This window comes from Paraburkholderia sabiae, assembly GCF_030412785.1.
GTDB lineage: Bacteria > Pseudomonadota > Gammaproteobacteria > Burkholderiales > Burkholderiaceae > Paraburkholderia > Paraburkholderia sabiae.
Genome location: NZ_CP125295.1, coordinates 497411 through 510502 on the forward strand (window position 1 = coordinate 497411; position 13092 = coordinate 510502).

General features: G+C 62.7%; 12 protein-coding genes and 1 riboswitch. Of the genes, 5 read left to right on the forward strand and 7 right to left on the reverse strand.

The window, feature by feature from the left end; translation table 11 throughout:
• Positions 1 to 26 precede the first annotated feature (26 nt).
• Entirely contained in the window at positions 27 to 755 is a 729-nt protein-coding gene (locus tag QEN71_RS02215) for a helix-turn-helix domain-containing protein (protein ID WP_201650786.1), read from the forward strand.
• A 75-nt stretch (positions 756 to 830) separates the two neighbouring features.
• Positions 831 to 1000, forward strand: a riboswitch (FMN riboswitch).
• 218 nt (positions 1001 to 1218) lie between these two features.
• Positions 1219 to 1953, forward strand: coding sequence for a 3,4-dihydroxy-2-butanone-4-phosphate synthase (ribB, locus tag QEN71_RS02220; RefSeq protein WP_201650785.1), 735 nt, complete (start codon positions 1219 to 1221; stop codon positions 1951 to 1953).
• A 666-nt stretch (positions 1954 to 2619) separates the two neighbouring features.
• Here ribB and QEN71_RS02225 read toward each other — a convergent pair.
• From QEN71_RS02225 to glpD, 3 genes are all read right to left on the reverse strand, one after another.
• Positions 2620 to 3306: an HAD family hydrolase gene (locus QEN71_RS02225; RefSeq protein ID WP_201650784.1), complete on the reverse strand. Its 687-nt coding sequence runs from the start codon at positions 3304 to 3306 to the stop codon at positions 2620 to 2622.
• A gap of 102 nt (positions 3307 to 3408) precedes the next feature.
• Positions 3409 to 4908 carry a glycerol kinase GlpK gene (gene glpK, locus QEN71_RS02230; protein ID WP_201650783.1) on the reverse strand — a complete coding sequence of 500 codons (1500 nt, stop codon included), beginning with the start codon at positions 4906 to 4908 and terminating at the stop codon, positions 3409 to 3411.
• Between the two features lie 137 nt (positions 4909 to 5045).
• Positions 5046 to 6581, reverse strand: coding sequence for a glycerol-3-phosphate dehydrogenase (gene glpD / locus QEN71_RS02235; RefSeq protein ID WP_201650782.1), 1536 nt, complete (start codon positions 6579 to 6581; stop codon positions 5046 to 5048).
• Between the two features lie 214 nt (positions 6582 to 6795).
• Between glpD and QEN71_RS02240 the strand changes: the two genes are divergently transcribed.
• Positions 6796 to 7185 (forward strand): hypothetical protein, encoded by a 390-nt coding sequence (locus QEN71_RS02240; RefSeq protein WP_201650781.1) that lies wholly within the window; start codon positions 6796 to 6798, stop codon positions 7183 to 7185.
• Between the two features lie 185 nt (positions 7186 to 7370).
• On the opposite strand, the gene QEN71_RS02245 is transcribed toward QEN71_RS02240, so the two are convergent.
• Positions 7371 to 7568: a hypothetical protein gene (locus tag QEN71_RS02245; RefSeq protein WP_090865504.1), complete on the reverse strand. Its 198-nt coding sequence runs from the start codon at positions 7566 to 7568 to the stop codon at positions 7371 to 7373.
• A 381-nt stretch (positions 7569 to 7949) separates the two neighbouring features.
• Entirely contained in the window at positions 7950 to 8729 is a 780-nt protein-coding gene (locus tag QEN71_RS02250) for a DeoR/GlpR family DNA-binding transcription regulator (RefSeq protein WP_201650780.1), read from the reverse strand.
• Between the two features lie 413 nt (positions 8730 to 9142).
• Between QEN71_RS02250 and QEN71_RS02255 the strand changes: the two genes are divergently transcribed.
• Positions 9143 to 9970: a ferritin-like domain-containing protein gene (locus tag QEN71_RS02255; protein WP_201650779.1), complete on the forward strand. Its 828-nt coding sequence runs from the start codon at positions 9143 to 9145 to the stop codon at positions 9968 to 9970.
• A 78-nt stretch (positions 9971 to 10048) separates the two neighbouring features.
• Entirely contained in the window at positions 10049 to 10570 is a 522-nt protein-coding gene (locus tag QEN71_RS02260) for a hypothetical protein (RefSeq protein WP_201650778.1), read from the forward strand.
• A gap of 52 nt (positions 10571 to 10622) precedes the next feature.
• On the opposite strand, the gene QEN71_RS02265 is transcribed toward QEN71_RS02260, so the two are convergent.
• Both QEN71_RS02265 and trhA read right to left on the reverse strand, forming a co-directional pair.
• Positions 10623 to 12176, reverse strand: a complete 1554-nt coding sequence (locus QEN71_RS02265) for a DEAD/DEAH box helicase (protein WP_201650777.1) — start codon at positions 12174 to 12176, stop codon at positions 10623 to 10625.
• A 199-nt stretch (positions 12177 to 12375) separates the two neighbouring features.
• Complete coding sequence (gene trhA, locus QEN71_RS02270; protein ID WP_201650776.1) at positions 12376 to 12996, reverse strand: PAQR family membrane homeostasis protein TrhA; 621 nt, start codon at positions 12994 to 12996, stop codon at positions 12376 to 12378.
• Positions 12997 to 13092 lie beyond the last annotated feature (96 nt).

Here is a 13092-nt window from a genome sequence, read left to right on the forward strand (position 1 = left end):
CCGATGCGGAGATTCTGGAGGCAATCATGCAGTCACCGCTTGCGCTCGTGCGCGACCGCGCATCCGAAGGTCACGACGCGGCCCACGCTCACGACGAACCGCGCTCTTCCGAATTCGATGCGCTCGAACATCGTGTCGGCGTGAATCTGGCGCGGCTGCGCGCTGAGCGTCAGTTGTCCCTCGATGCTTTGGCGCGTGCATCCGGCGTGTCGCGCGCGATGCTCGCGCAGATCGAATCGGCGCGCAGCGTGCCGTCGATCAAAGTGTTGTGCAAGGTCGCGGCCGCGTTGAAGGTGTCGGTCGCCGCATTCCTTCGTCAGCACGCAGTGAACGGCTTCGAGCATTTGCCCGCCGAGCGCTCGGCGCGTGTGGTCACCTCGAATGGCCGCTACTGGACGCGCGCGCTGCATCCCGAAGGCGAGCCGTCGACCGCGGAGTTTCACGAGCTGCGCATCGCGCCGCTGCATACCGAGCCGGGCACGCGACGCCCGCCGGGGACGACGGTAAATCTCGTCGTCAGCGTGGGGACGCTCGAAGTCAGCGTGCACGATCGCCGGCAATTGCTCGCGACAGGCGATTCGATCGTCTTCGACGCCGACCAGCCGCACAGTCTGCGCAATCCCGGCGACACGGAAGCGCGCGCGTTTCGGGTGACGGTGAATGCGGAGACGCCGCCGCGCTGGGACGTGCCGCACGACGCGACTCATGGCGCGCCGAACGACGCACAGCTCGCGCATGCACATTCCGAAGGATGAAACCCGAAGCACGCGCGGGCTGCACGCCGCGCGAGGTTGTTGTATGCTCTGCGAGCCGGGTCGATCCGGCAATCAGTACGTCTTCAGGGCGGGGCGAAATTCCCCACCGGCGGTATGCAGGCGGCGCGCATCAGGCGCGCGAGTCTGCGAGCCCGCGAGCGCCTGCGTGTATGTTGGATGCAGGGTCAGCAGATCTGGTGAGACGCCAGAGCCGACGGTTAGAGTCCGGATGGAAGAAGATGTGCAGATAGTCATCTGACTGTTCCTGTCGACGGGAACGGACGCGTCATTGGCGCGTTGCTTCCGTCTCATGCGAGAAGGTGGCCGCCATGCCGCTCATTACGAGCGGCGCGCGTGGTTGTCCGTTCATCGCATGTCAGCCGTTGCGGCTGACGGGACGCGTTTGCCTGTTTGCAATGCCCTGAAACGTTTTTCGCCCACACTCTTGCGAGGAGCGTTTCACATGTCCGCTGTATCCACTTCTGCTGCCTATGCCTGGCCCGCACCGTCCGTCGTCGCGGAGGATGCTGTCGCCGATCTCCCGTTGCTGGCCACCGAACCTGTTCCGCCGCGCATTGCCGCTGCGCTCGACGCTTTGCGAGAGGGCCGTGCCGTCGTGCTGCAGGACGATCACGATCGAGAGAACGAAGCCGATCTGATCATGTCCGCCGAGCGTATGAGCGTCGAAATGATGGCGCTATTTATCCGCGAGTGCAGCGGCATCGTGTGTCTGTGCCTGACCGACGACAAGGTACGCGCACTCGAATTGCCGCCGATGACGGCACACAACGAAAGCCGCAACACGACGGCGTTCACGGTATCGATTGAAGCACGCGAGGGCGTGTCGACGGGCGTATCCGCCGCGGACCGGCTGACGACGATTCGCGCCGCGATTGCGGATCATGCGAAGCCTGCGGATATTGTGCGGCCTGGTCATGTTTATCCGCTTCGCGCGATGCCGGGCGGTGTTCTCGCGCGCCGTGGGCATACGGAAGGGACCGTCGATCTCGTGACGTTGGCGGGGCTGAAGCCCGCCGGTGTTCTTTGTGAGTTGATGAATGCTGATGGCACTATGATGCGCGGGGCGGATGTTGAGGTGTTCGCTGCGCGGCATGAGATGCCTATGTTGACCATTGCCGAATTGGTGGAGTTTCGGCGCGCGCTCGCCGGGGTGCGGGAGGTTTGTGTCGAGGTTTGATGCTTTTTTTGTCTTGCGACGCTAGTCGCCATTCTGGTTTTTTGTTTTTGGTTTTTGCTGCTGCGCTGGCATCCGCGATTTCGTGTCCGTACTTCAGGCGTCGCCCCTGTGCGGGGCGGCACCTACTTTTCTTTGCAGCGGCAAAGAAAAGTAGGCAAAAGAAAGCCGCTTTTGAACCTACGGTGCCCGCCAGAATACCGCTTCGGCATGCCGCAGTTGGGCTATCGCGCAGCAACGTCCGCACTCTGTAGAACGCCCGCAGTCAACCGCGCACGACGCGAAAACCCACACACAGTCCGGAACACATACCGCCGTAAACCGACGGCAAACGCAAAAAAACAAGCCGACCGAATGTGCGCCAGGTGGATGTCATCTTTCGCGCCGCGCGCGCCTGACTGCGGGCTTTCTACGGAGTGTTGGCGTCGCTGCGCGACAGCTCAAGGAACGTGTGCCGTGCTGTTATCCTGGCAGGCACCGGAGGTTTGAAGCGGCTTTCTTTTGCCTACTTTTCTTTGCCGCTGCAAAGAAAAGTAGGTGCCGCCCCGCACAGGGGCAACGCTAGCAAATCGATACGGCAACGCGGATGCCAGCGCAGCAAAAACCAAAAAAAGCGAAAAGCAAAAAACCAGAATGGCGACTAGCGTCGCAAGACAAAGAAAAAACCAACTACGACTGCAAACCCCCAAACTCCCCCCGCATCCCAGCCTGAACGAAGGAAGGCAACTCCTCCATGTGCTTCATGATCCGCGTAATACCCAGATTCCGCAGCACATCGGCGTAGCCATCAGGAATATGACTAGCGCCAACAAACGCAATAGTCATCATCCCCGCCGCACGAGCGGCATTCAACCCAGAAACGCTATCCTCGACCACAACGCACCGCGAAGGCTCAACGCCCAACTGCTGCGCAGCAAACAGATAAACATCGGGATAAGGCTTCGGCCGCGCGACCTGCTCGGCGCTAAACACACGCGGCCCGAAAATCTCGGCGAGTCCCGCGCGCCGCACCGACGCGCTCACACGCGTCATCCGGCTGTTCGAGACAACCGCGGCCGGCAACGGCACGCGCTGCAACGCATCGCGCACGCCGCTGATCGCCGATAACGATGACGCCAGCTCCGCTTCGACATTCGCCTCGACGGTCTGCAGAAAATCGGCGGGCAACCGAATGTCGAGCGCCGTTTCGACGCTTTTCAGAAAGCGCGAAGTCTGCTGACCGAAGGCAGTCTTGCAGATCTCGTGGAAATCGAGCGTCGGAAAAGTGGCGGCGAGCGTGTCGTGCATCACGCGGTCGGCAATGACTTCGCTGTCGACGAGCACGCCGTCGCAGTCGCAAATGAGATGGTCGATCATGCTGAAAACGGAAGGAAAGCGCCGCCTGCAAACGCTCTGCAAGCGGAAAGCCACATCATACGTGCTTCGCGGCCCGGCGCGCCGGAGCGGGCACGCGTCGAATCACGGCGCGTCGGCCCACGCCTTTGCCGCGCGGATCGCGCGCTGCCAGCCGTCCAGGCAGGCCTTTGCGTCGGCGGCAGGCATCGACGGCGAGAAGCGGTGGTCGAGCTTCCACTGCTTCTGCAATTCATCGATGTCTTTCCAATAGCCCGTCGCCAGTCCCGCAAGATACGCAGCGCCGAGCGCCGTCGTTTCGCTGACCTTCGGACGCACAGCGTCGACGCCAAGAATGTCCGCCTGGAACTGCATCAGCAGATTGTTCGCGCACGCGCCGCCGTCCACGCGCAGTTCGTCGATGTGAATGCCCGAGTCGGCTTCCATCGCCTTCAACACGTCGACGGATTGATACGCGATCGAATCGAGCGCCGCGCGCGCGATGTGCGCCGACGTCGTGCCGCGCGTGACGCCGAACAGCGTGCCGCGAGCGCGCGCGTTCCAGTGCGGCGCGCCAAGCCCCGCGAACGCCGGCACGAGATACACGCCGTCGCAATGCTCGACGCCGCGCGCGAGCGTCTCGACTTCCGACGCGCTGCGAATGATGCCCAGCCCGTCGCGCAGCCACTGCACCACGGCGCCCGCAATGAAGATGCTGCCTTCGAGCGCGTAGTTGACCTGATCGCCGATCTGCCAGGCAATCGTCGTGACGAGATTGTTCTTCGACTCGATCGGCTTCGTGCCCGTGTTCATCACGAGAAAACAGCCGGTGCCGTAGGTGTTCTTCACCATGCCGGAACGCGTGCACATCTGGCCGAAGAGGGCGGCGTGCTGATCGCCCGCGATGCCCGCGAGCGGAATCTTCGATGCAAACACGGTCGTCTTCGTCGGTCCATACACTTCCGACGACGGCCGCACTTCGGGCAGCATGCTGCGCGGAATGTCGAGCGCGTCGAGCAGTTCGTCGTCCCATTGCAGCGTGTGGATGTTGAAGAGCATCGTGCGCGACGCGTTGGTCACGTCGGTGATGTGCAGTTCGTGCTTCGTGAAATTCCACACGAGCCAGCTGTCGACCGTGCCGAACGCGAGCTTGCCTTGCTTCGCCTTTTCGCGCGCGCCGTCGACGTTATCCAGAATCCAGCGGATCTTGGTCGCCGAGAAGTACGAATCGATCGGCAAGCCGGTCTTCGCGCGAACCTTGTCTTCAAGACCTTGCGCTTTCAACTGGTCGCAGAAATCGGCCGTGCGGCGGTCCTGCCAGACGATCGCGTTATAGATGGGATGGCCCGTTTCGCGGTCCCACACGATCGTGGTCTCACGCTGGTTCGTGATGCCGATGGCGGCGATCGACGTGCCGTTCAGCCCGGCATGCGTGACGGCTTCGGCGGCGACGCCCGCCTGCGTCGCCCAGATTTCCTGCGGGTCGTGCTCGACCCAGCCCGGATGCGGATAGATCTGCCTGAATTCCTTTTGCGCGACCGAGACGACATTGCCCTTGCGATCGAACAGCATCGCGCGCGAACTGGTGGTGCCCTGGTCTAGCGCCAGGATGTACTGATCCTGCATCGTCTCTTCTCCATGCGTTTTTGTCGGACCGGCGCGGCGGCGCGCTCAGGTCACGCGAAATGAATGTCTTCGCGGATTGTTGCATGCGCGCCCGCGCGGGGGAATCGCCGCGCGTGGCCGCATGGGTGTCGATAAGGTCAGGCGTGCTGTTTCGCGCCCACTCGGGCGAACCACGCGTCGATGTCACGCGTGACGTTCTCGAGCGTGCCTGGCTCGACATGCAGGCCGAGCTTCGAGCGGCGCCACAAGATGTCTTGCGCCGTCGTCGCCCATTCGGTTTCGCGCAGATAGCGCAACTCCGCTTCATACAGGCCCGGCGCGAACTGCTGACCGAGATCGGCCAGCGAGCGCGCATTGCCGATCACGCGTTCGGCGCGTGTACCGTAAGCGCGCGCGTAGCGGCGTGCGAGCGCGGCGGGCAGCCACGAATGCTGTTGCGCGAACTGCGCCGCGAAGCCTTCGAAGTCCGCCCGCGCGATATCGCCGCCCGGCAACGGCACGCCCGCCGTCCATGCCTGTTTGTCGTGCCGCAGGGCGCGCACGAGATCATCGACGGCTTCTTCTGCGAGCTTGCGGAACGTCGTGATCTTGCCGCCGAATACCGACAGCAGCGGTGCCTCGCTCGCAGGCGCATCGAGTTCGAGCCGGTAGTCGCGCGTCACGGCGGAAGGGTTGTCCGCGTTCTCGTCCTCCAGCAGCGGACGCACGCCCGAATACGTCCAGTAGACGTCGCGCGGCGCGATGTGCTGCTTGAAGTAGCGGTTGATCGAGTCGCACAGGTACTGCGTTTCGGATGCGTCGATCGCGACCTTCGACGGATCGCCCTTGTATTCGAGGTCCGTCGTGCCGATCAACGTGAAGTCGCGCTCGTACGGGATCGCGAAGATGATGCGCTTGTCCGGATTCTGGAAGATGTACGCGTGATTGTGTTCGAACAACCGGCGCACGACGATGTGGCTGCCTTTCACCAGCCGCACGCTGTAGTTCGCCTCGCGACCGCGCGACAGCGGGCCGCGCAGCAGGTCGCCGACCCACGGCCCGGCGGCGTTCGCAATCGAACGTGCGCGAACCGCGACCGTCGAGCCGTCCGCGCGCAGCAACTGCGCGTGCCATTCGCCATTCACGCGGGTCGCGCCGACGAGCCTCGTGCGCGTGAGGATGGTCGCGCCGCGTTCCTGCGCATCGAGCGCGTTGAGCACGACGAGGCGCGCGTCGTCGACCCAGCCGTCCGAATAGACGAAGCCGCGCCTGATCGAATCGACGAGAGGTTGGCCGGCGGGATGCTTGCGCATGTCGATGCCGCGCGAACCCGGCAGCAGTTCGCGGCGCGCCAGGTGGTCATAGAGGAACAGACCCGCGCGAATCAGCCACGCGGGCCGCAGATCGGGCATGTGCGGCATCACGAAGCGCAACGGCCACATGATGTGCGGCGCCGCGCGCAGCAGCGTCTCGCGCTCCTGCAGCGCCTTGCGGACGAGACCGAACTCCCGGTATTCCAGATAGCGCAGGCCGCCGTGAATCAGCTTGGTGCTGGCCGACGACGTATGCGCGGCCAGATCGTCCTGTTCGCACAGCAGCACAGAAAGACCGCGGCCCGCCGCGTCGCGCGCGATACCCGCGCCGTTGATCCCGCCGCCGACGACGAGCAGGTCATAAATGGAATCTTGCGTCACCCGGAATGCCCCTGACGGAGGAAAAAATGGGGTTGATGTGAAATCGTAATGTTCGTTTTCGAAACTTTAATGAACATATTCGAAAAAGTAAAGTTCGACTTGCCGCAGATTGGTGCGCGAATTTGCGTCAGCCGACGGGCTCGGTGGCAGGAATGCGGCGCTGGGCCGATACTTCCTGCAACCAGCCGGATTGCGGCGATACGAGGTGATTTTCATGCGTGGACTCTGGATGACGGGCGCAGCGGCGCTGTCGATCGCAGCGGCGTTGACGGGATGCGTCAGCACGCCGAGCCTGAACGGAACGATGGGCGCGCCGTCGTTCGCGGACTTGCAGGCGATGTGCGGCAGCCAGCCCGTCGATTACGGCAACGACGCGCAATCGGTCTATACGACGCTGTTCGACGCGTACGTGGCGAACCGGCGCGGCGGGTTGTCGAAGGCGGATTACTGCGCGTTCCAGACTGCGTTGGCGCAGCGCTACACGGCGCAGGGCGCGAGCACCGATCCGGAAGCACGCCGCCAGTGGGTGGAGTTCTTCAACGCGCAGCGCGTCAAGGCGCTGAGCTGGCGCGCGGTCGTCGACCCGACGTTGCGCGCGGGCTGAGCCGCAGGCGTGCACATAGAAACGCGCCGTTCAATGACAGCGTGGAAGGCGTGAAAACATAAAGACGGTCAGGCGGGTCGATCCGCGTGACCGTCCAGGCGCCCGTATGCTCGCGTGTCCGTTGCAGGCACGCTTACGGTCGCAGGGTAGTGACAGGCAAACGTGTCAGGCGCGATCGGTTGCCGTCAGGAAAAGCGCTTGATAGCCCGGAGAGCCGTATCGCCGGATTCCGTGATACGCCATTGTTGCAAGCCCGACGCGAGTTTTTCGAGCTGGACCAACTGCCGTTCGAGCAGTGCGTCGAGCTCTTCGCGTTCCATGTCGACCTGATTGGGGGCGTCCTTGACGAGCAACAACGTGGCGAATTCATGCGGACTCAGCATCGTTTCTCTCCATGTCAAGCGTACTCGGGTAGCCATTGCGTCAGCCGACGGCCCTGCCGGCGACGGAGGATCCAGCGGCGGTGAATACCGTGGATCAGGCCTGAAGTTTTGCTCTCTTCGCCCCACGTCCAGCGTCTGTCGCTCAGTCCAAAGACGTTTAAGGACGTTGGGGAACTGGAGTGTAGTCAATGGCGGCAGGAAGTCCAAATCGGACCCTGCAAATTTTCCCGTTGACAGTATCCGGCGCAAGAGGCGGTCCGGTGGAGGCGGCAAATCCTTGATTTCACTGGAGGATTTGCGTGCGGTGCAACATGGCGGAAATGGGCTTGCGGCCCCGGCACACAAACCGGGGCGCATGCGGCACGAATGCCGCGTACACCGTCACTCGGCGATGTAGACCTGCGTGCCCGACGTCGCCAGCGTTTCGGCCATGTCGGGTGGCGGCGGCGCGTCGGTGAAGAGGGAGTCGATCTGGTTCAGGTGCCCCTGGCGCACGAGCGCCGGGCGGCCGAATTTCGAATGATCGGCGGCGAGAAAGACGGTGCGCGAATGTTCGATGATCGCTTCGGCGACGCGCACCTCGCGCGTGTCGAAATCGCGCAGCGTGCCGTCCGTTTCGATGCTCGACGTGCCGATGATCGCGAAGTCCACCTTGAACTGGCGGATGAAGTCGATCGTCAACTCACCGACGATGCCCTTGTCCCACGGACGCACGATCCCGCCCGTCACCAGCACCTCGCAATCCGGGTAGCCGCTCATCATGCTCGCGACGTTCAGATTGTTCGTGATCACGCGCAGCCCGCGATGACGGTTCAGCGCGCGCGCGACTTCTTCCGTTGTCGTGCCGAGATTGATGAAGAGGGACGCCTGATCGGGAATGTGGGTCGCGACGAGCGACGCGATGCGCCGTTTCTCGTCGTGGAACATCCGCTGGCGCGCGCTGTAGGAGACGTTCTCGGAACTGGTCGGCAGACTGGCGCCGCCGTGGTAGCGGCGCAGCAGATTCATGTCGGCGAGCCAGTTGACGTCGCGGCGGATCGTCTGCGGCGTCACGTCGAAGTGCGCGGCCAGATCGTCGACCGTGACGAAGCCGTCGCGTTGCACCCACTCCAGCAGTTCCTGTTGACGTGCGTTCAGCGTGAGGCGGGGGTCTCGTGTCATGGTGTTTTTGTGAGCGCCGCACCGTAAGTGGGCGAGGGTTGGCTTGGCGGTATTGTAAGACCTTCGTTGTGTTCGTCGTCGCCCGCCGCGGGCGGCGGATTTTTTCGCGTGTTTGAATGTCGATCGAAAGGCAGTGTAGTGCGGTTTTAAGTTTTCGAAGGTGTTCGAAACATCAGATCGAATCCCAGATGCAACGTCTTTGTGCATTCGCACGATCAATCAACGTTTGCGCGGAACTGCGCGGATACGGCATGGTCTGTGCTGTGTTATCTGCGAAATTGCAGAGCAACGGCTAAGATGAAGATAAAAATTCAATGTTGCAAGGCACTGTAGCGGTCACGGGCGGCGGTCGAACCGGAGCACATGCGGTTCAGCCCGCACACGAGGCGCTACGGTTTTCGGAGCGGACTTTTATGCACAACGAGGCTGTTCACGTGATGCCCTGGCGCATCGAGGATATCGATCTCACTCGCATCGACCGTCAACGTGCGGCCGCCAACGAAGACCTTCTGTTGCTCCTTTGCGCGTCGTCGTTTATCGAAAGCGGTACTGATCTTTACACGAGCAATCTGAGCAGGTTCTTCAACGGCGATCCCGAGGTGTCGGCGTGGCTCAACAATGAATGGGAGCCCGAAGAAATGCAGCACGGCCGCGCGCTGAAGGCCTACATCGCGCACGTGTGGCCGGAGTTCGACTGGGACACGGCGTTCCACAATTTCTTCGAAGAGTATTCGAAGACCTGCAACATGGAAGACTTCGAGAAGACGCGCGCGCTGGAAATGGTGGCGCGCTGCGTCGTCGAGACGGGCACGGCCACGTTGTATCGCGCGATCGGCGTATGTTCGGACGAACCCGTGCTGAAGGAAATCACCGACAACATCCGCACCGACGAAGTCCGTCACTACAAGCACTTTTTCAAGTACTTCAAGAAGTACAACCAGATCGAGGGCAACGGAAGGCTCGCGGTGCTCGGCGCCTTGATGCGGCGCGTGATGGAGATCAAGAACGAAGACTCGGAGATCGCGCTGCGGCATGTGTTCGCGGTCCGCTATCCTGAGCGCGTCAACGACGAAGCGTACAACCGCGAAAAAGCCGCGCGCGTGAACAAGCTCGTGCGGCACAACCTGTCCGCCGACATGTGTGTGAAGATGCTGCTCAAGCCACTCGACCTGCCGGCGAAGATTCAGCCGGGCGTTCATTACCCGCTCGCGAAGATCACGCAGCACGTGTTTTTCCGCTGAAATTCTTCGTCGCGCTCAGATATCGATGGCCCGCCGCGCGCGGGCCATTTGCTTTTGCGCTGAACAGAGGACACTCGCATGCCAACATCCACGGAGCAAAACCACTCACTCGATCAACAGGTCTTCGACGAATGGCCCGTCGAATTGCGTGCGTTGTTCGATGGCTCGGCGCTGGAGTCGAAGATCGGTTTCACGGCATCGCTGCTGACCGTCGATGAAAGCAGCGCTGTGCGTACGTCGCTGCTGGGCATCGGCGAAATGTATGCGCCCGACTCGCGCACGCTCTGCATCGGGCTATGGCCGCAATCGCGTGCGGCGCGCGCGATCGCGCGAAGCGGACGCGCGACGCTGACCTTCGTGGTCGATGAAGCGTTCTATCAGGTTCAACTCGCGCTCGTGCCTTTGAACGCGGACGCGGGCGGACTCGCGTGTTTCGCGGGCACGATCGATTCCGGCGAAGCGCAGCGCGTGCAGTACGCGCGCCTGACGTCGGGCATTACGTTCGATCTGGCGGAGGGGAAAGATGCAGTACTCGAACGCTGGATACAGCAGATCGAGTATCTGAAGAAGGCCGTCGGCGGCGCGGCGGCTGGAAGATAGAAGAGGGAAGTGAGACGCCCGCGTGGAGAACGGCGGGCGTCGTCGTGATGTATCAGTTGCCGCGTTGACCGCGCGATCCATCGCTGCGCGGCTTGCCGCCACCGAGCAGGGCGCCCGGGTTGCCATTGCGCGGCTTGCGAGGTGCGTGCGCAGCATGCGGCGTGTGTGCGCTGCCTTCGTGTGCGGCTGCGCGCGGCTTGTCCTGATGACGCGAACCGTCGTTGCGCGCATGCGCAGGCTTCTGGCCTTGCGGCTTCGCGTGCTGCTTCGGCTTGTCGCCCGGTTTGTCATTGGACCCGCGGTTGCCGCCGCGCGACTGACCGTTGTTCGCACCCGACGAGCCTTCGCGTTTCTGCTGTCCCTGCGCCTGACGCTGACCCTGGCCTTGCCCTTGACCTTGACCTTGACGCGGCTGACGACCACCGCCGCCCTGGCTGCGACGCTGGATCGGCTCGGGGCGCGCGTTCGGATCCGGCTCGAAGCCCGCGATCACTTCTTGCGGCACGGCGCGCTTGATCAGCTTCTCGATGTCCTTCAGCAATTGCAGTTCATCGACGCACACCAGCGACACCGCTTCGCCCGTCGCGCCCGCGCGGCCCGTGCGGCCGATGCGGTGCACGTAGTCTTCCGGCACGTTCGGCAGATCGTAGTTGACGACGTGCGGCAACTGATCGATGTCGATGCCGCGCGCAGCGATATCGGTGGCGACCAGCACCTGCAGCGTGTTGTTCTTGAACTCGGCCAGCGCGCGCGTTCGCGCCGACTGGCTCTTGTTGCCGTGAATCGCGAGCGCGCTGATGCCGTCCTTCGTCAGCTGTTCGGCGAGACGGTTCGCGCCGTGCTTCGTACGCGTGAAGACCAGCACCTGAAACCAGTTGTGCTGCTTGATCAGATGCGTGAGCAGTTCGCGCTTCTTGTCGCGATCCACCGGATGGATCTTCTGCGCGACCGTTTCGGCCGTCGTATTGCGGCGCGCGACTTCGATCAGCGCGGGCGCATCGAGCAGGCTGTCGGCGAGCGCCTTGATTTCGTCCGAGAAGGTTGCCGAGAACAGCAGGTTCTGGCGCTTCGGCGGCAGCTTCGCGAGCACGCGCTTGATGTCGTGGATGAAGCCCATGTCGAGCATGCGGTCGGCTTCGTCGAGCACGAGAATCTCGAGATGCGACAGGTCGATCGTCTTCTGCTGCATGTGATCGAGCAGACGCCCCGGTGTCGCGACGACAATGTCGACGCCGCGCCGCAACGCATCGATCTGCGGATTGATGCCGACGCCGCCAAACATCACGGTCGACTTCAGCTTCAGATACTTGCCGTACGCGCGCACGCTTTCCTCGACCTGCGCAGCGAGTTCGCGCGTCGGCGTAAGGATCAGCGCGCGCACGACGCGCTTGCCGCCCGGCGCGGGCGGCATCGTGAGAAGACGTTGCAGGATGGGCAGCGTGAACCCGGCCGTCTTGCCGGTGCCCGTCTGCGCGCCGGCCAGCAGGTCGCCGCCGTTGAGCACAGCGGGAATGGCCTGTTGCTGGATCGGGGTCGGCGATGTGTAGCCGAGTTCGTTGACTGCGCGGACCAGCGGTTCGGACAAGCCGAGGGAATCAAAAGACATAAAAACTCTTTGCAATGCAATTGTGCAAACGATGCCAACGCGGCCCGAAGGCGCGTTCGCGGGCGACCCGAATGATCGCTCGCCCGACACTCACCGTTCACGGAGAAATCGGCGGCACGCGCGATGATGCGTGCCGAATTGCTCGACGCGCTAAGCAGACACGTCGACTGGCATTAAGTTGCATCCGCCGTCTCGCGCCTCATGCGACATAACGCGCGACGCTGACGAACTGACACAGACTGCCGGCAAGTACGAACAGGTGCCAGATGCCATGTCCGTGCCGGATGCGCTCGTCGTTGACGAAGAAGTAGATGCCGGCGCTATAGATGAGCCCGCCTGCCAGAAGCCAGGCGGTGCCCGCAGCCGGTAACGCAGTGACCAGCGGGCGGATGGCAACGAGCGCGAGCCATCCCATCAGCACATACAGCACCATCGAAACACTGCGGGTACGTCGCCCGAGTGTCAGTTCCTGCACGATTCCTAGCGCGGCCAGCCCCCAGCTCACGCCGAACAGCGACCATCCCCAGGGGCCACGCAACGTGACCAGTGTAAACGGCGTATAGCTGCCCGCGATCAACAGATAAATCGCAGAGTGATCGCACTTCTGCAAGATCGCTTTCAGACGCGGCTGACGCACGCTGTGATACAGCGTCGAAATCCCGTACAGCGCGCAGAGCATCGCGCCATAGACGCTGAAGCTCACGACCTTGTACGCATCGCCGTCGAGCGCGCCCATCGTCACGAGCGCCGCCAGCCCCGCCACCGACAGCACGGCGCCGACGAGGTGAGTGATGCTGTTCAGACGCTCACCGACATGCACTGTGCTTCCTCCCGCATGATGCCAATTTCATCCTGCCGACGACACAGGACAACCGTTATACGCCTGATAGGCCGTCAGCCTGTGACTAACCGGCTC

Coding starts and splice junctions, on each gene's coding strand:
- QEN71_RS02260 (WP_201650778.1), top strand. CDS start 10,049: ATGCCAACATCCACGGAGCAAAACCACTCACTCGATCAACAGGTCTTC.
- ribB (WP_201650785.1), top strand. CDS start 1,219: ATGTCCGCTGTATCCACTTCTGCTGCCTATGCCTGGCCCGCACCGTCC.
- glpK (WP_201650783.1), bottom strand. CDS start 4,908: ATGCAGGATCAGTACATCCTGGCGCTAGACCAGGGCACCACCAGTTCG.
- QEN71_RS02245 (WP_090865504.1), bottom strand. CDS start 7,568: ATGCTGAGTCCGCATGAATTCGCCACGTTGTTGCTCGTCAAGGACGCC.
- QEN71_RS02225 (WP_201650784.1), bottom strand. CDS start 3,306: ATGATCGACCATCTCATTTGCGACTGCGACGGCGTGCTCGTCGACAGC.
- QEN71_RS02250 (WP_201650780.1), bottom strand. CDS start 8,729: ATGACACGAGACCCCCGCCTCACGCTGAACGCACGTCAACAGGAACTG.
- QEN71_RS02215 (WP_201650786.1), top strand. CDS start 27: ATGCAGTCACCGCTTGCGCTCGTGCGCGACCGCGCATCCGAAGGTCAC.
- QEN71_RS02240 (WP_201650781.1), top strand. CDS start 6,796: ATGCGTGGACTCTGGATGACGGGCGCAGCGGCGCTGTCGATCGCAGCG.
- QEN71_RS02255 (WP_201650779.1), top strand. CDS start 9,143: ATGCACAACGAGGCTGTTCACGTGATGCCCTGGCGCATCGAGGATATC.
- QEN71_RS02265 (WP_201650777.1), bottom strand. CDS start 12,176: ATGTCTTTTGATTCCCTCGGCTTGTCCGAACCGCTGGTCCGCGCAGTC.